Origin of the sequence: Halomonas sp. 113 (genome assembly GCF_904067645.1) — a bacterium.
Lineage (GTDB): Bacteria > Pseudomonadota > Gammaproteobacteria > Pseudomonadales > Halomonadaceae > Vreelandella > Vreelandella titanicae.
In genome coordinates this window covers 751,983-772,665 of sequence record NZ_LR881453.1, presented here as the reverse complement: position 1 = coordinate 772,665, position 20,683 = coordinate 751,983, and the positions used below count along the sequence as shown (strand labels likewise).

Genomic DNA, 20,683 nt, shown 5'->3' with positions numbered 1-20,683 from the left:
ATTAACTCTAAGAAGTCATTACAATACTCTAAGCTATTCTTTTCAGAAAAAGTGAAGATGCAGGCTTTCTTATAAGAACCTCGTCACCCCTTCTTAAGACGGTAACTCCATTTTCAATAATGTTTCTTTCAAACCATTTTTTGTTATTACTGGGAAAAATTGATACTCCATTGTTGTCGATAAGCCAATTATAAAATGTGGATTTAGATTTTAGCTTTTCCAATTGAGTTTCAATCTTTTCATTTTTCCATGTATCATTCTCAATTGAAAGGTAAACTAATAGAGCATTATGATATTGTTCGAAAACTTTATTGTTATCAGAAAGCCCTCTGAAAATATTTCCATCTACAATCGAAGAAATTATCCAGTTTGCTGTTGAGTTATTCATTTCAATGAAACTTAACTTATCTAGCCAGTTTGGAGGTGAAAAACTAATGCTAGAACTTCCAATAACATTGAATGATAGCGCACAATATTTCCACATTGATTCAATCAGATCTGTTGATATATTTTCACTCGAAGCTGAAAATAGACAGAGCAAATAATAAAACTTCTTGGTTGTAATTGGATCAAAAATTAAATGATCAGTAGTTGTTGTAGAAAAAGTCTTTTTTCTTTCTTCTATGGACATTTTAGCGAAGAATAAAGATGCTATTTTTTGTAGATCTGCATCGTTATCATTAAAACAGAAACTATAAATAACTTTGACAAAATCTGGTGTTGACTTTATTTCGTTCAGATATATGTTTAGATGTGATATTAGCTCGGGGGTGGCGTTTATCTTGCTATGATCAGATACAGAGGTAAGAGCTGACAAATAGTGTTCTGGTGAAACCTTGGTCACATCAATATTTATTTTGAAGTTTGTTATTAAATACGCAATATGCTCAAAAACAATAGTAGAGTATGTGATTTTGGGTTCTATATTCTCTAATATTTCAATAAGATAACTTCTTTTATCTTTATTAGTTTCAATTGCATTAATTATACAAGATGTTAATACTTCAGACTGCAGTGTATCAAAATTTTCAAGTTCATAAATGACTTCCCAACCCTCGTTGAGTTCAAATAAAAAATTGAATAAGTTTTTGAATAGACTACCCCGACCAACGGCTCTCTTAAGAGCAGGTAAGATTTGCTCAGTTTTAAGAACATTTAATTCTTTTACACCATCTAGGTGTGAGAAGATGAATGACAAGTCTTCTTGACATGAGTCAGACTGAACGAGCGTTACAAATTCACTAATTGCATTATCTTTTTGCTTATCACTTGAGGTTGCAAATTTCTTGGATACTTGGTCGACCGCATATTTAGATTGAGATCTATATTTATCAAACTTTCCATGAAATGAAGATATCTTGGATATGACTGTCTTTTCATTATTTATTGCTAAGTTTAGCAGTTTTAAGTTATCGCTTAGATTGTTTAGTATTTTATCTGCTTCAGCTTTTGACTTTGTAATAAAAAATATGTCGTCAACATATCTTTCATAAAGTAAGATATCTCCATTAACTAGTTTACTTTTGAAGTCTTTATCAGTCTCAGATAAGTACAACTCTGCAAAAAATCTCGCATACGCAGGCCCTTGCGGCAAGCCTTTATTGTCACCTACGATTTCTTCAGTCATATTAAAGATAGCACTAAGACATTTTTTATACCTATCACTAGTTTCGCTTCTCATCGACTGTATTTTGTCTTTTATCGGGGAGTCACCATCACCTAGTAATAATCTTTTAAGACCGTCATGTGAAATGTTATCGTAAAAGCTATGAATATCAGTTTTTACTATGTAATAGTCTTTATAAACCTCATTTCCAATAGCGTCTGTTATATTGGAGATAAACTTCAACCACAGATACAGCCATGGTTTAAAAATATAGCCACCATCAAATCCTTTATTTATTTGATAACCATGAGAATGGTTATCAGGCTTTATATCAAAATAGTATGCTATTTGCTTCAAAATGCATGAAGTTGCGACTCTTGTGCTTGAGTGTAATGTAACTAGCTCACGTTTCTTGGTTTCTTCATTTCTAGTATGTTTATAGTAACCCCAGTTTTTGGAACCTTCGATAAATTCTTCCATTTCGGCTAGAAATTCACTATTGTCTTTTGAAGATAGCTCTTCAATGACTACTTTTGCCTGAACTTCATCATTCATAAATAAATAATTTAATTCGGCAGCTCTTGTTATTTCTATATCTTTATTCGAGAACTCGAAGTTCGCCTCTGCATAAGAAAGAAAATTTGGAATACAAACTTTTAATAGACCTTCAACTGTAAATATCTCTTCAAACTTACACGACAGCGTATGCTCTATCTGTTCTTGAGTCGGAAAGTTAAAATTATTTAAAGCCTTTATAGCCGAGGTAGTAATCTTTACGTCGTAATTTTTAAATTTACTAAATATCTCATGTAAAATTTCGTTGCTTAGGTTTGAAGCATCTTTACATTCTAAGTTACACAGCAGACCAACTATTAACTTCCTCTCTTTATGCGTTAAATTACTTTGGGCTTCAATCTTTTTAGATAGTTTTTTAAGTGGTTCTGTTTGACTCCATAAATCTAGCAAAACTTCTAGGCTGAATGGTCTTTTATGAACTTTTATGCTCTTTATTCTATTATGTTGTATAGCATCTGATTCATAGCTTTCAAAAAAAACACCTAAGCTTTTTTCTAATGCTGACCTGTTAGTTGATAAATGATTCTGTAGAATACTTATATGTTCAATTAACACCGATTCAGACAAGGAAGTTATTTTCTTTACATCCTCAACTGCTTCTGTTTTAGATAATAGGTAGGAATAACAGCCAGATTTTTGATGTTTAGATAATGGGATTTTTACTCCTAGTCCAACTCCTCCTGTGGGAGTTGCTGAATGCGGAAATAGATCTATTCCGATTAAACAACTATCAAAATCTAATGACACATTTTGCAAAATCGCCTGTTGTATATCATACCCAGTTCGGTAATTAATCGTTTCATCGAAAGTAATCCATACATGGAAGCCTCGACTCCCTGAGTACTCTAGCAAAAATGGCACATTGAGAGCTTCGAGTGTTTGACAAAAGAGTTTAACCGTTTTATTGAGTTCGCTTTTTCCCTTCTCACCAAGACCTGATTCAATGCATGATTTTAGAATATCAAAATCAAAACATATCCACTTTATAGTTAAGTCATTATTTTTTTGGTATATTGCTATCGACCCTTGTTTCCGGAGCTCTTGAGCGATAAGTTCTGAATTGACCACTCCAGATTTTTTCCTATAGGTACCATCTACCTGTTGCTCAACATAGTGGCTCTGGTCTGTGGCCATAAGGTTGCTAATTAACTCGCCATATTTTTTATACACAACTATTTGCTCCGATGATTCAACGATCTGACTGCAGGATTATGGAACCACTTGACTTAAAATAAGTTTTTCAATACGTAAATAATATCATACACATTAAAAACTCCCACTGATAAACAACTAATAGTTAACTTTACCCTTCTATCGAGTTAGCCTCAAGTTTGAGGGCTTGCTCTCGTTGGAGTACACCAGGCTGGCCGACTCATGCAGTCATATATTACCAATTAATAGATTAACTTGATCTAATCCATGCTTTGCTAATTTAAAAACCAATGATTCATTCCTGTCCATAAATGCGTTAATTTAAATACTCTACTCCTCTCCCACAAGTACTGAAAATATTATATATAATGAAGGTAATACACATTCTCTTCTGCTACGTATGAACTAAGCAGCCCACTCACCTATCCTATTTGCACAACTCTGCAGCATGGCTGCACGCTGCTTACAGTCCTTGCCTTGGTTATATACAGCTTCATAGAGCAAGGTAATGGCTATTGTAGGGGCCCGAGCTTGGCAAACGACTATCCTTTTTTCTAGGCAAGCTTGTAAGTCATTTCCATGGCTCGCTTCAGTGTGGGAATACTCATAAGAACATCAGAATCGTCACGCGACGTTAGAATATAATACAACCCACCAGAGAACGTCCTCAAAGCGATAAGTATGTCCATGGGCAGACTGGATAAAAACACCAGGTGAGGGTTTCGCCGCTTAATTCGTTCTTTAGGGAGATTGTTTAATGCGCTTAGCAGAATTGAGTCTTGCTCCAGATAACACCAAAATAAAAAAAGCCCATGAAAACATGGGCTTAATATGAACTTGATGCTAGTCAGTACCCGCTAGTGCCTAACGCGTAATCATTCCCACTCAATAGTAGCAGGCGGCTTACTGCTCACGTCATAAGTCACCCGCGATACTCCTTCCAACTCATTGATAATCCGGTTGGAGACCTTCTCAAGCAGCTCATAAGGCAGGTGCGCCCAGCGAGCGGTCATGAAGTCGATGGTTTCGACCGCGCGTAGCGCGATGACCCATTCGTAGCGGCGGCCGTCGCCTACTACGCCTACGGATTTCACCGGCAGGAACACCGCGAATGCTTGGCTGGTTTTTTCGTACCAGCCGGAGGCGCGCAGCTCTTCGATGAAGATGGCGTCGGCATCGCGGAGGATGTCGGCGTACTCTTTCTTCACTTCGCCCAGAATACGCACGCCCAGGCCGGGGCCAGGGAACGGGTGGCGGTAGACCATATCGTAGGGCAGACCGAGTTCCAGGCCGAGTTTGCGCACTTCGTCTTTAAATAGTTCGCGCAGCGGCTCGACCAGCTTGAGCTTCATGGTTTCCGGCAGGCCACCTACGTTGTGGTGGGATTTGATCACGTGCGCTTTGCCGGTTTTAGACGCGGCGGATTCGATCACGTCCGGGTAGATGGTGCCCTGGGCCAGGAACTCGACGCCGTCGATCTTGCTGGCCTCTTCATCGAACACGTCGATGAAGGTGTTACCGATGATCTTGCGCTTGGCTTCTGGGTCTTTCTCGCCCTTCAGCTTGCCGAGGAACAGGTCTTCGGCGTCTACACGGATCACCTTCACGCCCATGTGCTTGGCGAAGGTTTCCATGACCTGGTCGCCTTCCGCTTTACGCAGCAGGCCGTTGTCGACGAACACGCAGGTCAGCTGGGTGCCAATCGCTTTGTGTAGCAGCGCGGCAACCACAGAGGAATCCACACCGCCGGAGAGGCCAAGCAGTACGTGGCGGTCGCCCACTTGCTCGCGCACGCGCTGTACCTGGTCTTCGATGATTTGCGCGGGCGTCCACAGCTTTTCGGCTTTGCAGATATCCAGCACGAAGTGTTCAAGAATGCGCTGGCCTTGCAGGGTGTGGGTTACTTCCGGGTGGAACTGTACGCCGTAAAACTGCTTCTCTTCCCAGGCCATGGCCGCAATTGGGCAGCTTGGCGTGGAGGCAGTCACGGTGAACTCGGCGGGCGCTTCGGCCACCTTGTCGCCGTGGCTCATCCATACGTCCAGTAGGGTTTTGCCACTTTTAGCGTCTACGTGGTCTTTGATGTCTTTGAACAGCGCGTTGTCTTCGTCGATCTGAATCTGCGCGTAGCCGAATTCACGCTGGTTAGAGCCTTCTACCTTACCGCCCAGTTGCTCGGCCATGGTCTGCATGCCGTAACAGATACCAAACACCGGCAGGCCCATCTCGAACACGCACTGAGGCGCACGCGGGGAGTCTAGTTCCGTCACGGATTCCGGGCCACCGGCCATGATAATGCCGTTGGGGTTGTACTCGCGGATCTCTTCTTCGGTGATATCAAACGCGCGGACTTCGGAATAGACGCCGATCTCGCGAACGCGGCGGGCGATCAGTTGGGTGTACTGCGAGCCGAAGTCGAGAATCAAAATCTTATGGGCGTGAATGTCACTCATGGCGGGGTCTCGGTTAAGCGGTGTGGGTGCCGCTGGTAAGGCCAAAAAGCAAGCGGCGAGCTTTGCCCGCCGCCGTTTTAACGTAGAAGCCTCTGATTAACTATTGCGCTTGACCATACTGCGTTAAAAATCGCCTCAAAATGCTCATTTACAACTTGTAAACTCCGCTTTCTCGTTGATTTTTGCCTTGTCTGGTCTGCGCTCATTACGTTAATCAAAGGCTTCAAAATCATCTATTGGTTAGCTCACCCGATAGTTGGGAGCTTCTTTGGTGATCTGCACGTTGTGAACGTGGGATTCGTTAAAGCCAGCGCCGGTAATTTGTACAAACTCGGGCTTGGTGCGCATTTCCTGAATATCGCGGCAGCCGGTGTAGCCCATGGAGGCACGCAGCCCGCCCATCAGCTGGTGAACGATGGCGCTCATCATGCCTTTATAGGGAACGCGGCCTTCGATGCCTTCCGGCACCAGCTTCTCGGCGCCTTCGCTTTTATCCTGGAAGTAGCGGTCGGCGCTGCCCTGGTTCTGGGACATGGCGCCCATGGAGCCCATACCGCGGTAGGCTTTGTAGGTACGGCCCTGGTAAAGCTCGACTTCGCCTGGGGCTTCTTCGGTACCGGCCAGCAGACCGCCGACCATCACGGCACTGGCGCCAGCGGCAATCGCCTTGGCCAAATCACCGGAGTAGCGCACGCCGCCATCGGCAATCAGCGGAATGTCGTACTCTTTGAGCGCTTCGGCTACGTTGGAAACTGCGGTAATTTGCGGTACGCCAACGCCAGCTACAATGCGCGTGGTGCAGATTGAGCCAGGGCCGATACCGACTTTCACGGCATCCGCGCCTGCTTCGGCCAGCGCCCGGGCAGCACCGGCGGTGGCGATGTTGCCGCCAATCACTTGAATCTGCGGGAAGTGCTCTTTGATCCAGCGAACGCGGTCAAGAACGCCTTGGGAGTGGCCGTGGGCGGTATCGACAATGATCACGTCCACGCCTGCTTCGGCCAGGGCGGCCACGCGATCCGGGGTTTCCGGGCCAGTGCCTACCGCCGCGCCAACTAACAAACGGCCGTCGCTGTCTTTGGCGGCCATTGGGTAGGTGCGGGCTTTTTCGATATCCTGGAAGGTCACCAGGCCACGCAGGTGGAACTCGTCATCAACGATCAGCATTTTCTCGATGCGGTGTTCGCGCATTTTGGCTTTGCTGGTTTCGAGGTCGGTACCTTCTTTGACGGTAACCAGCCGGTCGCGCGGCGTCATGATCGCTTCAACGCTGTCACCGTGGTTAGGCTGGAAGCGCATGTCGCGTTCGGTCACGATACCCACCAGGGTTTCGCCTTCTACCACGGGGAAACCGGAGAAGCCGTATTCACGGGCCATGGCGAGCAGGTCTTCGAGCTTGGCTTTAGGGCTAACGGTGACCGGGTCTTTCACAATCACGCTTTCGTGCTTTTTGACCTTGCGCACCTCAGCGGCTTGCTGGGTCATGGCCATGCTCTTATGGATGATGCCGATGCCGCCTTCCTGGGCCATCGCAATCGCTAGACGCGCTTCGGTAACGGTGTCCATCGCAGCAGAGAGTAGCGGAATATTGAGCGAAAGATTGCGGGTCAGGCGGGTTTTGAGGCTGACATCCTTGGGAAGAACATCGGAGAAGCCGGGAACGAGGAGTACGTCATCGAACGTTAGTGCTTCTTGGGCCATACGTAGCATAGCGGCAACACCCTGATTGAGAGGAAGTGGGGCGTGAAAGGTTAATCGTCTATTATAGCGTTTTGAGGGCCTTTCCAGCAATGCAGTCAGGCTTTTGTGCTTATACCAAATGCTAATGACGTATGCTGTTAGGCTGATAGCTGGCCATTTTTACTGTTCAAGGGGGCTTTTTGTCTCAACAGATTATTGTTTACACCGATTACGTTTGCCCCTTCTGCCTGCTAGCCGAAGAGGCCATTGTTCAGGCAACCGACGGTATGGATGTGGAAATCCGCTGGCGGCCCTTCGAGCTGCGCCCTGCCCCGGTGCCCACGTTGAAGGTGGAAGACCCTTACTTGCCTAAGATATGGCAGGATTCGGTTTATCCCATGGCCAAAAAGCTCGGCGTGCCCATCAAGCTGCCCAATATTTCGCCGCAGCCGCGCACCGACAAAGCCTTTGAAGTGTTTGCCATGGCCGAAGAGCAAGGCTTGGGCCACGCCTACTCCATGGCAGCGCTGAAAGCGTTCTTCCAGCAGGAGCGCGATATCGGCGACCCGGAAGTGCTGGCGGATATTGGTGAGTCGGTAGGCCTGGAGCGCCAAGCGGTGCTCGATGCGCTGGCCGAAGGCCGCTACCGCGAGCAGCACCAGATGGCCCAGCGCCACTCGGTAGAAGAAGCGCTTATCCAGTCGGTGCCTACCTTGGTCATCGATGGCGAAGTGATTCAGGGCGTGCCTGATCCTGCCGCCCTCAAACGTTTTCTGATTGAGCGCGCTTAAGTCTATGGCCTCCCCTATTCCCCAGGCCCTCACCGTCAACCAACTCACCCATCGTGCCTAGCAAACCCTTGAGTGTGATGGTGAGGTTATGGGGTGTATCATGCTGATTATTATTAATAAAAGGGGACAAGAATGGCAGACCAACCTAGGCAGCTCTACTACAGCAATCCAGATAACATCACGGGGGCACGTGTTTCGCGCGATATGATGGTGACGTTATGCAGTGCTTTCGGGGAAGCGCTTGACGACCCAGATACGCGTCATTTCATTCGCAATACGCGTATTCCCAATGAGCGGGAACTCTACGGTACCTTTATCAAGGCGCTGCTCAGTGATGGCTTTAATAGCCAGATTGGCCACATTGCCACTGAAGTACAGGTATCTCGTCAGACAGATGAAGCCAGCGGCAAAGGCCGAGTGGATATCATTTTCGACTATCGCAGCACCAGTTTTCTCGTCGAACTGAAAGTCATTCGTGCTTCTGTGAACGGTCGTCAACCTGGTGAAGAATACGCAACAACGACACAGCGACTCGTTCGCCCATGGCAGAAAGCCGTCAATCAGCTCATCGAGCTTGATGAAACAAGCCTGGGAAAAGCACTAAAGAAGAAGGTTATCAAGCTCCCTATCGCCCTCTACCTGCATGTGGATAACAGACAAAAGGGCAATACGGATCAATGGGAAGCACTCTGCTCTGCAACACACGAAAGGATCGTATCTCAGTTATACGCGAGCTACCACTTCAGCTACTTCCAGCCACTGACAGACCCGGTGACCACATCACGCCGAAGAGGCTGCCTCGTTGAAGGAACGCCAGACGTAAGGCTTTACGGCTTTTCTATTATTGCGGCATGCCAGTAACAACATCCGAATAATACAGGCTACTCTTTATGCGCCTCGCTCCAATACTGGATCGAGGCATCTGAAACGATGCCCTGCTCGGTACCAATACGTATCACCGCTTCCTGTAAAGCCAGCGACAGATCGTACTGATGGCAAAGCGCCAACGAACGAATCATCCGCGAGATACGTAGGTGATTATGCCCGCCTGCTTTGAGCCAAATATGATCGCGGATATTGAGGCTCGGCTGGGCAGTAATGTTGAGCCCATCCCGCACTAAACCCAAAAAACTTAACATCACATCCAGCGAGACTCGCTGCTGCTCACGCAACGCGCTATCGTCGTGAAATACTTCACGCTCGACATCAGTCAGTAGCGGGGCAAAAGCGTTAAAACGGCCAGCCTCGGGAATGGGAAAAAGCCACTGAATATAATCGTGGGTATGCTCTAGCCAGAAGTGAGATAAAGCCCAGATGGCATTGATATAGCGCCCTTTATGATCCGGTGCCTCGCCACGGTAAAAAGCGATCAACGGTGTTGGGTGGTGGCCCATAGCATTTCCTCGTCATCTCCTGGGTAATACAATGATATTTCGTAACAACGACGCCATTTTACGCCACTAGCCGTAAAGATTCCCGGATTCCCTAAAGCAAGGGACAGCAATGAACGCACCAACGCCCACTGCCCTCTACGTCAGCCGACTCAACCAGCGAGCCTATAAAGCTTCTTGCCAACGCTCAGGGTAGGTCATGAGCGCCTGAATTTCTTCGGGTGCAGGCGCATCACAAATCACTTGATCAAACTCATCAAGATGAGCAACACGCTGGATACCGCGCTGACATAATTTCGCTGACCCCATCAGCAGAACTTTACGGCCAGCGTGGCGCATCATGGTTTGTTTTACTTCTATTTTTTCACTGTCGAAGTCGAGCAGGTAACCCTCTGCATCTATGCCTGAAACGGAAATCATCGCCACATCCAGCCGATAGCTGGCCAGCTCTTTAATGGTGCGTGACCCAGTCAGCGCCCCATCCCGCCCCGCCACCTTTCCGCCCACCACATGAATATCCAACAACTGATGCTGGGCAGCGAGCGTCAGCGCGGCCGTTAGGTTATGAGTGACCACGTGCAGCCTTTTACGGTAGTTCAACAGCTCGCGGGCAACATGATCGCAGGTTGTGCCCGTATCCAGAAACAGCGCCTCGCCTTCCTGCAACTGCGATACCGCCAGGGTCGCCATACGCCCCTTCTCTACCTGCTGCGAATCCTGTTTGGTGGCGTAGCCAAGCCTCACCTGGGGCTTTTCGATCCGAGCCCCGCCCCGAAAACGCTGCAGCACATTAGCGTCACACAGTTTACGAATATCGCGCCGCACGGTTTGAGCGGAACAGTTGAGCCGCTGGGCAAGAAATTCGATCGAGGCATGCCCATGCAATTCAACCAAAGCAATTAACTCGCGATGGCGTGGGTTCAAATGCGCTAGGTCAGTCATCGGTAACAAACAATCCCCTGATAAAAAAATCCGGCCTTGCGACCGTCCGTCATCAAATTGACACAGCGGGGCGCGACCATAACGATCAAATTCTTACATTTTGATCAAAACATGACTCAGACATTACAAATTTATCTTGATGAATGCCAGCGTATCATGACGCACGCAGGTGAGCCTCTGTTGCCCAAAATGCGTCCGCTTGGTGAGGCCAGTTGGCCAGCTGTACTGCAATCCCCCTGCCTGCCTCACGAAGCGCTGATTGCACTGAAGCACAGCAATACGCCGATGCAGCGGCCTCCGGTGGGCGTGATTGGGCCTCGCGAGGCCACCCAGCGCCAGCTTGAAATAGCCTATGCCTTAGGCTCGGGGCTGGCCGAGCTGGGCATTCCGCTGTTATGCGGTGGCCGGGGCGGCGTTATGGAAGCGGCCAGCAAGGGAGCCGCACTTCAAGGAGGCGAGGTCATCGGCCTGCTTCCCGATACCCACGCAGAGGCTGCCAATCCTTGGGTTACCCTACCTATTGCCAGCGGCTTGGGCGAGGCACGCAACGTGCTTATCGCCCGAGCCAGTGTGCTGCTGATCGCCGTTGGCGGAAGCTTGGGCACCCACACCGAGGTGGCCTTTGGCCGCCATTTTGACAAGCCTGTACTCACCTTCCCGGACGCCCCCACTGCTGAAGGCATTACACCTGTTAGCAGTGTAGAGGAAGCCCTGCGCCTCACGGCTGCCCACCTATGGGGAGTCACACAACCGTCATGAATATATCAAAAAACGATCAAAATCTTACATTATGGTCATTTATATTTAATCGTGGTTAGGGGTCAGACATGCGATTGATCACTTATGGTTACTTGGTTTACTTGTTGGCCCCTATCGTACTCCTGCTTATAGGCGCTTTCGGTGACCATTGGAGCAACACGCTGCTACCTGAGGGGCTAACTTGGCGTTGGTTTATCACGGTATGGGAAGACGCCACCTATCGAAATGCGATGGTAACGACCTTCAAGCTGGCCTTGACCACCTGCCTGATCAATATATTACTCGTCGTACCACTGGTGTATGGCGTCATGCTCAAGTTCCCTGCCGTGGCTCAGAGCATCACGCGTCTTCTGGTCATGCTGCCAGTAGCCGTTCCCCAATTGGTCATAGGCTTTGCTTTTATTTTGGCCTTTAGTACCGCCATGCTGCCCTGGCTGGGTAGCCCCTGGCTGCTGGTAGCAGGCCATGTGGTGGTTACCTTCCCCTACCTTTTCTACACCGTATATGCCGATATCGAGGCCTCTCCCCTCAAGGCGTATGAACGCATGGCCCAGTCCCTTGGGGCAGCCGAGTGGCAACGTTTTGTGCACCTCTATTTGCCGTTGGTATACCGCTCGGTATTTACCGGCAGCTTAACGGTTGCGGCGCTGTCCATTGGCGAGTTTGAGCTGAGCAACCTGATTTCAGGTTTTATGACCCAGCCCTACCCAGTGGTGCTGATCCAAGCGTTTTACCGCACGACGGGCTTCGCCTGCGCCGCAACGCTTTTCCTGCTTTCACTCGCTCTGCTGTTTTCGCTGTTTTCCACCCTGGTGCAGTGGCGGCTGGGCCGACCCTCCTCTCAGGAGTTACCGCAATGATTGCGCTTGAAAACATCCAGTTCCACTACCCCCATAGCAGTGTGGGTGTTCACGACATCAACCTGCAGGTAGAAACGGGCGAATTTCTTGTGGTGGTGGGTGCCAGCGGATCGGGAAAAAGTACGCTTTTACAGCTTATCGCGGGCTTCCTCACCCCGCTTCAAGGGCGCGTTCTACTTGATCATCAAGATGTTACCCAGCTCTCATGCGGCGAGCGCGGGCTGGGAATCGTGCTGCAGGATTATGTGCTTTTCAACCATATGACAGTGCTTGGCAACGTCGCCTACCCGCTTAAGGTTAAAGGTGTTCGCCAGGGAGAGCGCCACCGACGCGCCCGCAAGATCCTCCATGATGTAGGCCTTGAGGCGTTGGAACATTGCTATCCATCCCAGCTTTCCGGTGGCCAGCAGCAGCGAGTGGCCATTGCACGCGCGCTGGTATTCGAGCCCCGTGCCCTTCTGCTCGACGAACCGTTTTCGGCGCTCGACGCTTCCCGGCGGGAGTCGATGCGCCAGGAGCTCAAGCATATACAGCGTCAATTCGGCGTCACCACGCTGATGATCACCCATGATCAAGAAGAGGCGCTGATGCTGGGCGATCACGTTGCCGTGCTTGAACAGGGCAAGCTCCTTCAACACAGCGCGCCCCACCAGCTTTACACGCAGCCTGTGAGTGAAGCCGTGGCACGTTTCATTGGTCGCACCAACTTTATCGACGCTCAGGTACTTGATTCGCAGCGGATTGAAACCGCCGACCTGGGCATCCTGGAAGTGGCACCACACGCCTTTACAGTGGGGCAAACCGTGCGCGCCATGATTCGTCCCGAAGCCATTATTGCCAACCCAGCTAGCGATATCGCTAACCAGGCACCTGCCACGGTGATAGAGAGGCAGTTTCTGGGCGCCCAGCAACGTCACTACCTTCTCTGCGGCACTACCACGTTGTCGCTTGAGTCGGCTTCACCGCCGGAAATCATCACTCACGTGGCGCTTCCTCCCACACATATCCACCTGTTCAATCGCTGAGGTACTACCATGAAACGCTCTTTTGCTTACGGCCTACTCTCCGCCCTTAGCCTGCTGCCTTTATCGGCGTATGCGGCCAACACGCTGGACTCGGAGTTCTACGATGGCGAACAAGAACTCTACGAAGCTGCTCAGGAAGAGGGGTTGGTTGTATCGTTTGATACCGGCCCAACCTGGGCCAACTGGCAAAGCCAATTCAATCGTTTCACGGAGCGCTACCCCGGCGTTCAGATTGTCTTTAACGACCTGGGCTCGGGTGCCACCGTGGTCGCATTGGAGCAGGCCCGCAACCGTCCCCAGGCCGATACCGCCTACTACTACGCTTCTTCAGCAATTAATGCGCATGAGAAAGAGCTGTTAAGCCCCTTTACCCCCATCAATTTCGACAGCATTCCCGATGTCTTCAAAGCTGACGCGGGTGAGTGGTTCACGATCCACTCCCTGAACGTGGCCTTTATCGTTAATACGCAGCTAGTCGATGAAGTACCGCAAAGCTGGGAAGACCTGCTCGATGAGCAGTACCGTAACAGCATTGTGTACCTTGACCCGCGCTCGACCGGGCAAGGCCAAGTCCTCACTCTGGCGGCCAACTATGCAATGGGAGGCGATCTCGACAATTTATCGCCAGGCATCGATTATCTTGCAGAATTGAGCCGCATCGGTAATGTTGCCCGTGTGGTTGGTACCACGCCCTATGCGCAGTTCGTGCGCGGTGAAATTCCTATCTGGATCGGCTATGAAAACGACGGTCTAAAAGCCAGCATTACCGATGGCATGGGCGACAACGCTGCGGTGGTGATCCCCGAAGAGGCGTCGGTCGCAGCGCCGTACGCTATTTCACTGGTCAAAAACGGGCCAAACCCGAATGCCGGACGCCTATGGCTCAACTATGTCATGTCGGACGAAGGCCAGCGTACCTTTGCGGAAGGATTTGTTCGCCCTGTCAACGGAGATATCGAGCTGCCCGACACGCTGGTAGAGGCACCGCAGATTCGCCCGCTGGATGTGCAAAAAGCGTCGAGCATTAGCGCTGACCTCAGCCACCAGTGGACTCAGCACGTCCTTAATCAATAAGGCCACGCCATGCCTCGCCTGCGCTTTTTTAGCGTTTTGCCGCTGGTTCTACCCAGCGGCATTATTTACACGCTGTTTTTTATGGTGCCGCTGACACTGCTGATCATTGCAGCGCTTGAGTCACCTTTGGTCACGGGTGCTCGTCTTCTTGACGATGGGCTGGTGTTTAAAAGCTTAATAACCAGCGTTGCTTTATCCATTAGCACTGCGCTCTTGTCGGTCATCGTTGGTGTCGTGATTGCTGAGTTTCTCTATCATCAGCCGGAACGGCGACGCTTTTTTCTTCTTTGGCTGATCTCTCTCCCGCTGATTTTCAGCGGCTTGATTGTGGCATATGGTTTTATCCTCTTGTTGGGGCGGGCAGGCTTTATCACACTGTCCCTGGCATCGCTGGGCATAGACCCGGCATGGTTTGGCCGCTTTGTGTATACCCCACAGGGATTGGTGTTGGTGTATGCCTACTTCTTGGTACCCCGCGTGGTGTTACTGATGCTGCCGGTGGTTCAAGGGCTTGACCGCCGCCAACTGGTGATGGCCGAAAGCTTCGGTGCCTCTCGGTGGCAGCAAATTCGTGACGTGTACCTACCGCCGTTACTGCCTGCGTTGATCTCCTCTTGGAGCCTTTGTGCTGCAGTGGCTTTTGGCGCCTATGGTACGGCCCTGGCGCTTACCGGTTCACAGATCAACCTGCTGCCGCTCCTGCTATACAGCAATATTTCCGACGCAGGGTCTGATATGGCCTCTGTTGCTCTTCTTGCGCTGCTAATGATGTGTTGCTGCTTGTTGCTAACCCTTCCCGGCGAATGGATTCGTCGACGTTCTCAGCATCGATAGCGCTTGTGGGGCAACGAATTTGCCCCGCTCTATATTCGATGAGCGCTAGTATTTGATGCTAGGCTACAGTGCCCTGCATTCAGATATCCGCCATGACCCAAACACCCGCCCAAACACTCTCCGTCAGCCAACTCAACCAGCGCGCCAAGCAAACCCTCGAGCGCGATGTGGGCGAGGTGTGGGTAGAGGGCGAGCTCTCTAACGTTTCTCGCCCCGCTTCCGGGCATGTTTATTTCACCTTGAAGGATGACCGGGCGCAGATTCGCTGTGCGCTGTTTCGTCAGCGGGCGCGGTTTGTTTCGGCGCCGATGCGCGACGGTGATCAGGTCAAGCTGCGCGGGCGGGTGTCGCTGTTCGAGCCCCGCGGCGACTACCAACTAATTGCCGATGCTGTGCAGGCGGCGGGCCTGGGAGAACTGCTGGCAGCCTTTGAGCGTTTGAAAGCGCAGCTAGAGGGCGAAGGTGTGTTTGCCAACGCCCGGCCGCTGCCCTTCCCGCCCCGCAAGCTGCTGATTTTGAGCTCCGCCACCGGGGCGGCCATTCGCGATGTGTTGGCGGTGCTGGAAGCACGCTGGCCACTGGCGGACGTGACGTTGATTCCGGTGCCCGTTCAAGGTGCCGAAGCCGCCCCAGCGATGATCTCGGCGCTGGCATTGCTTAACCGTCAGGCGCGGCTAGACCCTGAGCGGGACGTGATTCTGATCACTCGTGGTGGCGGTAGCCTGGAAGACCTCTGGGCATTCAATAACGAACACTTGGCGCGGGCGATTTTTCACTCCCGGCTACCGGTGATGTCGGCGGTAGGCCACGAGGTGGATATCACCCTGGCGGATTTTGCCGCAGACATGCGCGCGCCCACCCCATCGGCCGCCGCCGGACGCTTGGTTCCCGACCAACACACCCTTAAGCGCCAGCTTGAACATCAACACAGCCGTTTGCAGAGGGCGATGCAGGCCCGCCTGGAGCGCGACAGCCAGCGGCTGGATACCCTGCGCGCCAAGCTGCGCCACCCCGGCGAGCAGCTCAACCGTCAGCGCCAGCACTTAACCGCCCTTGATCAGCGCTTGAATCGCGCCATGCAGTTAACGCTCGGCCAGCAGAAAGCCCAGGTGACACAGCTGAGCAGGCGCTTAGCCAGCCAGGATATGGCGCGGTTGCACCGTGCAGAAAGCGAGCGTGTGAGCCAGTTACAGCGCCGTTTGGGGAGTGCGATGCAGCGCCAGTTGGAGAGCCGACAGGCACGCTTGAAAGCCGCCGCACGGGAGTTAAACGCGGTCAGTCCGCTAGCGGTGCTGGGGCGTGGCTATGCAATTGCCCAGGATGAGCAGGGCCAGGTCATTCGCCGCGCGAAAGATACCCAGCCCGGCCAGAAGCTGAAACTGAAGCTAGGTGAAGGCAGGCTAAGCGTGGAAGTTAAGCGGCGTTTAAAGTCCGGGGGTTAAAGACCTAAGTTAAATGGCCGATATCTTCTAACAATGAGGAGAGGATACCGCCATGAAGATTGGATTTTCGTCTTTTACACTAATTAATCAGCGCCAAGATAAGCCGCAGTTTTTAACGCCTACCCGCGTCGCCCCCCAAAAGAGCGAGTCTGCTGAAGACGACCCGTTCACAAAGCGTCTTAAAAAGCAGCAGGAAGCGCTGGAAAGCTTGGCGTCGCTGCCTACTCCAAAGGAAGCCTCCCAGCAGCAGGCCACCGATAAAGTGGGCTTCCTGCGTCAGCGGATTGAAATGCTGAAAGCCATGATGGCCTTCGCCTCTCCTGAACAGCTTAAAAACATGGCCAAGGAGCTCAAGAGCATCGCCCGTGAGCTTGCCGGTGCGGCTAAGCTACTGAACAATCAAGGTGGCGGTGGTGCTGGCATGACCGCAATCCCGTCCGTGGTTGCAACGCCAGCAGTTCCCACGACAGCCGTTCAAACGACAGCAGCTCAACCGGCCGAGGCCCAAGCCAACGGGGCCGACTCAGCCGCGGCCCAGGCGGGTGGCGATGAGAGCGCCCAGGTAACGGTTTCCAGTGACGCGCAGCAAGCCGAAGCCAGTGCGGAAACAGCCGAAGATGATGCTAAAAAGGCTGCTGAGCAAGAGGCCGAGAAGGCAGCGGGCGAGCCTGAAGGCGATGAGTCCACCGAGCTCGGCGTATTACCAAGCCTACCCAATCTCATTCAGAATGAAGACAACCGCTCGAAATCCAATGGCCCCAGCGCTAGTGAACACGCACTACGCGGCGTACTGACTGACGCCCAAAAAGCGCTGCGCGAAGCAGTTAACGAACTTAAGGTTCGGCTGAATGAAGAAGATAAAGAAGCTCGTCGTGAGCTAAAGAAAGCTGAAGACATAATGGAAAAGACTGATCGAGCGGTTGCAGCATCCACTTCTGACGCCCTCTACTCCTCATTGGGTCAGTTGCTGCCTACCTCGCTAGGTGACGTTGCCGTATCAACGTCCTCTATTAACATAGAGGTTTAACACTGACAGAAAAGGCGCTACCGGAAGTAGCGCCTTTGTTGTTTAGCGTTGGCCTAAACAATTCTGCATAGAAACAATGTTGCATAGCTTATTTCTTGGAATCCTTACCTGACTTTTTATCGTCATCGGACTCCGGGTTTACATGGTGGGTGTCCGGCATCGGGTTGGCTTCCTCATGGTGATCGTCACGATCTTTAGGGGCCTTCTTGTCTTTATCAGGAACTTGAGTCATCGCTTCTTCCTTACCGTAGTGGGTGAGCGAAAGAGTGGGAGGCGTTCGTGGTGCCTCCTATCCCTGGCTGACTTAACTGTAGCCCTTCCCCTTCAACTTGCAATTCACCCTCATAAGCACCCACGACATAACTGCAATTAAACAATATTTAAAACAAACACTTAAAACAAGTAAATAGCTTTATAGCAGCTACATTAGCAATATTGATAGCATCAATAACCTGCCACTATCATTTCTCTGCATGACCAACCGTTTTATTGCTCAGCGTTCGCTTACTGGTTTGCCGTTGTTACTACCTTGGTCTACGTTTACAGCGTGAAGGCACTTGAGGATACGAGGGCCTGAACAGTGGTTAGTAAGTGATGTTTTACGATAACTAACCGTATGTGCAAACCAAATTGTGCCAACAATGGAGTGACCGCACATGAGTGATCAACACCAACCACCCCAGCATCAGGATAAACAGCCTGGTGATGAATACGCCATGCGCCCGGAGCCCGAATACATCCGTGAAAGCTACCGGGGCGCCGATAAGTTACTGGACAAGGTCGCGATTATTACCGGTGGCGACAGCGGCATAGGGCGTTCAGTCGCCGTTCACTATGCCCGCGAAGGTGCCGACAGCGTGATCGTGCATCTTAAAGAAACCAAAGATGCAGAAGAGACCAAGCGGCTGGTGGAAGCCGAAGGTCGTCGCTGCTTGGTTTTGAAAGGCGATGTGGCAGCGCCAGCGTTTTGCCGCGAGATCGTCAAGCGCACCCTCGACCACTTCGGCAAGATCAATATCGTCATCAACAACGCCGCAGAGCAGTACGACTGGGACGACATTACCGAGATCCCCGATGATCAACTGCTGCGCACCTTCCAGACCAATATCTTCAGCCACTTCTATCTGAGCAAATCTGCCCTGCCGCACCTCAGCGAAGGCGACACCATTATCGCCACCTCATCGATCAATGCCTTTAAGGGCAACGATACGCTGATCGATTACACCGCCACCAAGGGCGCTATTCAGGGGCTGGTGCGTTCGTTGGCGATGTCGCTGATGGATCGTGGCATTCGCGTGAACGCCGTAGCACCAGGGCCGGTATGGACCCCGCTGATTCCCGCCAGCTTTGAAGATGAGAAGGTAGCGTCATTCGGCGGCCAAGTGCCCATGAAACGCGCCGGGCAGCCCAGCGAAATGGGCCCTGCCTATGTCTATTTGGCCAGCGAGGAGTCTTCCTACATGAGTGGCCAGACCATGCACCTGAATGGCGGGGTTATCTTAAATACCTAAGCGTTTCTTATATAAGATATAGCGCGCATTCCCAGGGTGGCTTTGAGCCACCCTTTTGTTGGAACACTGTGCATAAAATCACTGCAACGCCAAAATATTCCCGCTCGGGAATATTTCCTTCCAGAAAGCCTCTCTAATCACTAAAAATTACCGATCGGGAATAATCATAGCGTTTTGATCACTAATATGGTCTATCATTACCGTACGGTAATTTTATCGGACAGTCGCTATGACCTCCCAGATAGAGAGCGCAAAACGTATTCGCAACAGTGAAGAGCTGGGCAAGCTAGTTCAACAAACCCGGCGTGATCAATCATTGCTGCAAAGTGATATTGCCGGGCTTGCGGGTACAGGCAACCGCTTTATCGTCGATCTTGAGCGCGGCAAGCCAACCCTGCAGCTACAAAAAGTACTCGATGTTTTGGATCTAATGGGACTGGAAGTGATTATACAGCGCAAAGGGAATCACCATGGCCGCCCATAGCGAAGCGCTTGCCTGTTGCATGAATGACAAAACGCTGGTCGGCTTAAGTAATGATCTACCCAGATCAAAATGACTGACTGGCCTCGCTTCTCACTGCCGCCTGGGGATAGCCGTCGCATACGTATTGAGATGCGAGAGGTGTTCATCCGCTTGCTGCAAAGCGTCTAGCGTCTTAGGCCTATCGAATTCCGCCAATAAACTGCACAGCACTTCGGAGACGGCTAATGCCGGGGTTAGCGTGTGAAAAAAGCTATCGGTTTCCGTGGGGCATAGAATCGTCTGCGCTGACATCCCCACCAGCGGCGACACTTCACTATCGGTGATAGAAACAATGCCTACCCCCTTATCTTTTGCCAGTTGGGCCAGTTCCAGCGTCCCTGTTGCATAAGGTTTGATGGAGATAACGAGCAATACATCCTCAGATGTGGCACGAATTAGCCCATCTCCGCCGGTACCCCCAGGCCCATCCAGATGCACCGAGCGCTCGCCCAGTAGGGTCATCACGTAATGGAAATGCCAGGCAACGGCATGGCAGGAACGTAAACCCAGCACGTATACCTTTCTCGCTGATCTCAGCCTAGTGGCGGTGGCTTCCAGCTGCCGTAGTGAATCGGGTTCGCAGAGCTTAGCAAGCTGGGCACTCAGCCCTTGAAGCATATGCGAAGCGGTATCGCTGACTCCCCTTTCACTGCTGCCTTCATCTACCCGCTGGCGAACCTTGGCCGCAAAGCCATCGCCCCCCTGACGTAACACCGCTGCATACTGCGCCCGAAGTTCATCGTAGCCTGGCAACCCCAAGAATTTGGCAAGCCGTGTCATGGTGGCGGGTTGCACACCCGCTAGGCGCGCTACCTCTCGCATGGACACCAGCGCCACTTCCTCCGGATGCTCAAGCACGTAGCGAGCGGCCTGTTGCAGCTGCGCAGACATGGCATCGTACTGGGCAATAATCTGCTCTCTCAGCGAATCGCTCGGCTGCATAGTAGTTGGCTCTGTGAAGAAATAGTCGGTTGGCTCTGTGAATATATGATCTACATGTTTCACATTATATTTAAATGATTTATTTGTTGCAAACA

18 protein-coding genes are annotated in these 20,683 nt (G+C 51.1%); 11 read left to right on the top strand and 7 right to left on the bottom strand.

The window, feature by feature from the left end:
• Window positions 1–28: 28 nt before the first annotated feature.
• From YERSI8AC_RS03775 to guaB, 3 genes are all read right to left on the bottom strand, one after another.
• Window positions 29–3,352 carry an RNA-directed DNA polymerase gene (locus YERSI8AC_RS03775; RefSeq protein ID WP_201304175.1) on the bottom strand — a complete coding sequence of 1,108 codons (3,324 nt, stop codon included), beginning with the start codon at window positions 3,350–3,352 and terminating at the stop codon, window positions 29–31.
• 857 nt (window positions 3,353–4,209) lie between these two features.
• The gene (guaA, locus tag YERSI8AC_RS03770; RefSeq protein ID WP_133730748.1) at window positions 4,210–5,787 is read right to left on the bottom strand and encodes a glutamine-hydrolyzing GMP synthase; all 1,578 of its coding nucleotides are present in this window, start codon (window positions 5,785–5,787) and stop codon (window positions 4,210–4,212) included.
• A gap of 240 nt (window positions 5,788–6,027) precedes the next feature.
• Window positions 6,028–7,497, bottom strand: a complete 1,470-nt coding sequence (guaB, locus tag YERSI8AC_RS03765) for an IMP dehydrogenase (protein ID WP_041157644.1) — start codon at window positions 7,495–7,497, stop codon at window positions 6,028–6,030.
• A 170-nt stretch (window positions 7,498–7,667) separates the two neighbouring features.
• Here guaB and YERSI8AC_RS03760 point away from each other — a divergent pair, with 170 nt between their 5' ends.
• Both YERSI8AC_RS03760 and YERSI8AC_RS03755 read left to right on the top strand, forming a co-directional pair.
• Window positions 7,668–8,258, top strand: coding sequence for a DsbA family oxidoreductase (locus YERSI8AC_RS03760; RefSeq protein WP_039858764.1), 591 nt, complete (start codon window positions 7,668–7,670; stop codon window positions 8,256–8,258).
• A 132-nt stretch (window positions 8,259–8,390) separates the two neighbouring features.
• Window positions 8,391–9,119: a hypothetical protein gene (locus YERSI8AC_RS03755; protein WP_159176119.1), complete on the top strand. Its 729-nt coding sequence runs from the start codon at window positions 8,391–8,393 to the stop codon at window positions 9,117–9,119.
• Window positions 9,120–9,139: 20 nt separating this feature from the next.
• Here the strand turns inward: YERSI8AC_RS03755 and YERSI8AC_RS03750 are convergent, their stop codons facing one another.
• Both YERSI8AC_RS03750 and YERSI8AC_RS03745 read right to left on the bottom strand, forming a co-directional pair.
• A complete protein-coding gene (locus YERSI8AC_RS03750; protein WP_159176118.1) occupies window positions 9,140–9,652 on the bottom strand; it encodes an opioid growth factor receptor-related protein in 513 nt (170 codons plus the stop codon).
• Window positions 9,653–9,814: 162 nt separating this feature from the next.
• Window positions 9,815–10,591 carry a DeoR/GlpR family DNA-binding transcription regulator gene (locus tag YERSI8AC_RS03745; protein WP_159176117.1) on the bottom strand — a complete coding sequence of 259 codons (777 nt, stop codon included), beginning with the start codon at window positions 10,589–10,591 and terminating at the stop codon, window positions 9,815–9,817.
• Window positions 10,592–10,702: 111 nt separating this feature from the next.
• On the opposite strand from YERSI8AC_RS03745, the gene YERSI8AC_RS03740 reads away from it, so the two are divergent.
• The 7 genes from YERSI8AC_RS03740 (at window position 10,703) to YERSI8AC_RS03710 (ending at window position 17,612) form a co-directional block, all read left to right on the top strand.
• Window positions 10,703–11,350, top strand: a complete 648-nt coding sequence (locus YERSI8AC_RS03740; RefSeq protein WP_159176116.1) for a DNA-binding protein — start codon at window positions 10,703–10,705, stop codon at window positions 11,348–11,350.
• Window positions 11,351–11,418: 68 nt separating this feature from the next.
• Window positions 11,419–12,210 carry an ABC transporter permease gene (locus YERSI8AC_RS03735; protein WP_159176115.1) on the top strand — a complete coding sequence of 264 codons (792 nt, stop codon included), beginning with the start codon at window positions 11,419–11,421 and terminating at the stop codon, window positions 12,208–12,210.
• A complete protein-coding gene (locus YERSI8AC_RS03730; protein WP_159176114.1) occupies window positions 12,207–13,235 on the top strand; it encodes an ABC transporter ATP-binding protein in 1,029 nt (342 codons plus the stop codon). Before YERSI8AC_RS03735 ends, YERSI8AC_RS03730 begins: the two co-directional genes overlap by 4 nt.
• 9 nt (window positions 13,236–13,244) lie before the next feature.
• Window positions 13,245–14,309, top strand: coding sequence for an extracellular solute-binding protein (locus YERSI8AC_RS03725; RefSeq protein WP_159176113.1), 1,065 nt, complete (start codon window positions 13,245–13,247; stop codon window positions 14,307–14,309).
• A 9-nt stretch (window positions 14,310–14,318) separates the two neighbouring features.
• Window positions 14,319–15,143, top strand: a complete 825-nt coding sequence (locus YERSI8AC_RS03720) for an ABC transporter permease (RefSeq protein WP_159176112.1) — start codon at window positions 14,319–14,321, stop codon at window positions 15,141–15,143.
• 92 nt (window positions 15,144–15,235) lie between these two features.
• Window positions 15,236–16,585, top strand: coding sequence for an exodeoxyribonuclease VII large subunit (gene xseA / locus YERSI8AC_RS03715; protein WP_159176111.1), 1,350 nt, complete (start codon window positions 15,236–15,238; stop codon window positions 16,583–16,585).
• Between the two features lie 52 nt (window positions 16,586–16,637).
• Window positions 16,638–17,612: a hypothetical protein gene (locus YERSI8AC_RS03710; RefSeq protein WP_159176110.1), complete on the top strand. Its 975-nt coding sequence runs from the start codon at window positions 16,638–16,640 to the stop codon at window positions 17,610–17,612.
• An 88-nt stretch (window positions 17,613–17,700) separates the two neighbouring features.
• On the opposite strand, the gene YERSI8AC_RS03705 is transcribed toward YERSI8AC_RS03710, so the two are convergent.
• Window positions 17,701–17,844 (bottom strand): hypothetical protein, encoded by a 144-nt coding sequence (locus YERSI8AC_RS03705; protein ID WP_171051180.1) that lies wholly within the window; start codon window positions 17,842–17,844, stop codon window positions 17,701–17,703.
• A gap of 424 nt (window positions 17,845–18,268) precedes the next feature.
• Here YERSI8AC_RS03705 and YERSI8AC_RS03700 point away from each other — a divergent pair, with 424 nt between their 5' ends.
• Both YERSI8AC_RS03700 and YERSI8AC_RS03695 read left to right on the top strand, forming a co-directional pair.
• The gene (locus YERSI8AC_RS03700; protein ID WP_027957334.1) at window positions 18,269–19,123 is read left to right on the top strand and encodes an SDR family oxidoreductase; all 855 of its coding nucleotides are present in this window, start codon (window positions 18,269–18,271) and stop codon (window positions 19,121–19,123) included.
• Between the two features lie 229 nt (window positions 19,124–19,352).
• The gene (locus YERSI8AC_RS03695) at window positions 19,353–19,607 is read left to right on the top strand and encodes a helix-turn-helix transcriptional regulator (RefSeq protein ID WP_041157636.1); all 255 of its coding nucleotides are present in this window, start codon (window positions 19,353–19,355) and stop codon (window positions 19,605–19,607) included.
• A 90-nt stretch (window positions 19,608–19,697) separates the two neighbouring features.
• Here the strand turns inward: YERSI8AC_RS03695 and YERSI8AC_RS03690 are convergent, their stop codons facing one another.
• On the bottom strand, window positions 19,698–20,588 hold the full coding sequence (locus tag YERSI8AC_RS03690) for a MurR/RpiR family transcriptional regulator (protein WP_159176109.1): 891 nt from the start codon (window positions 20,586–20,588) through the stop codon (window positions 19,698–19,700).
• Between the last annotated feature and the right edge of the window lie 95 nt (window positions 20,589–20,683).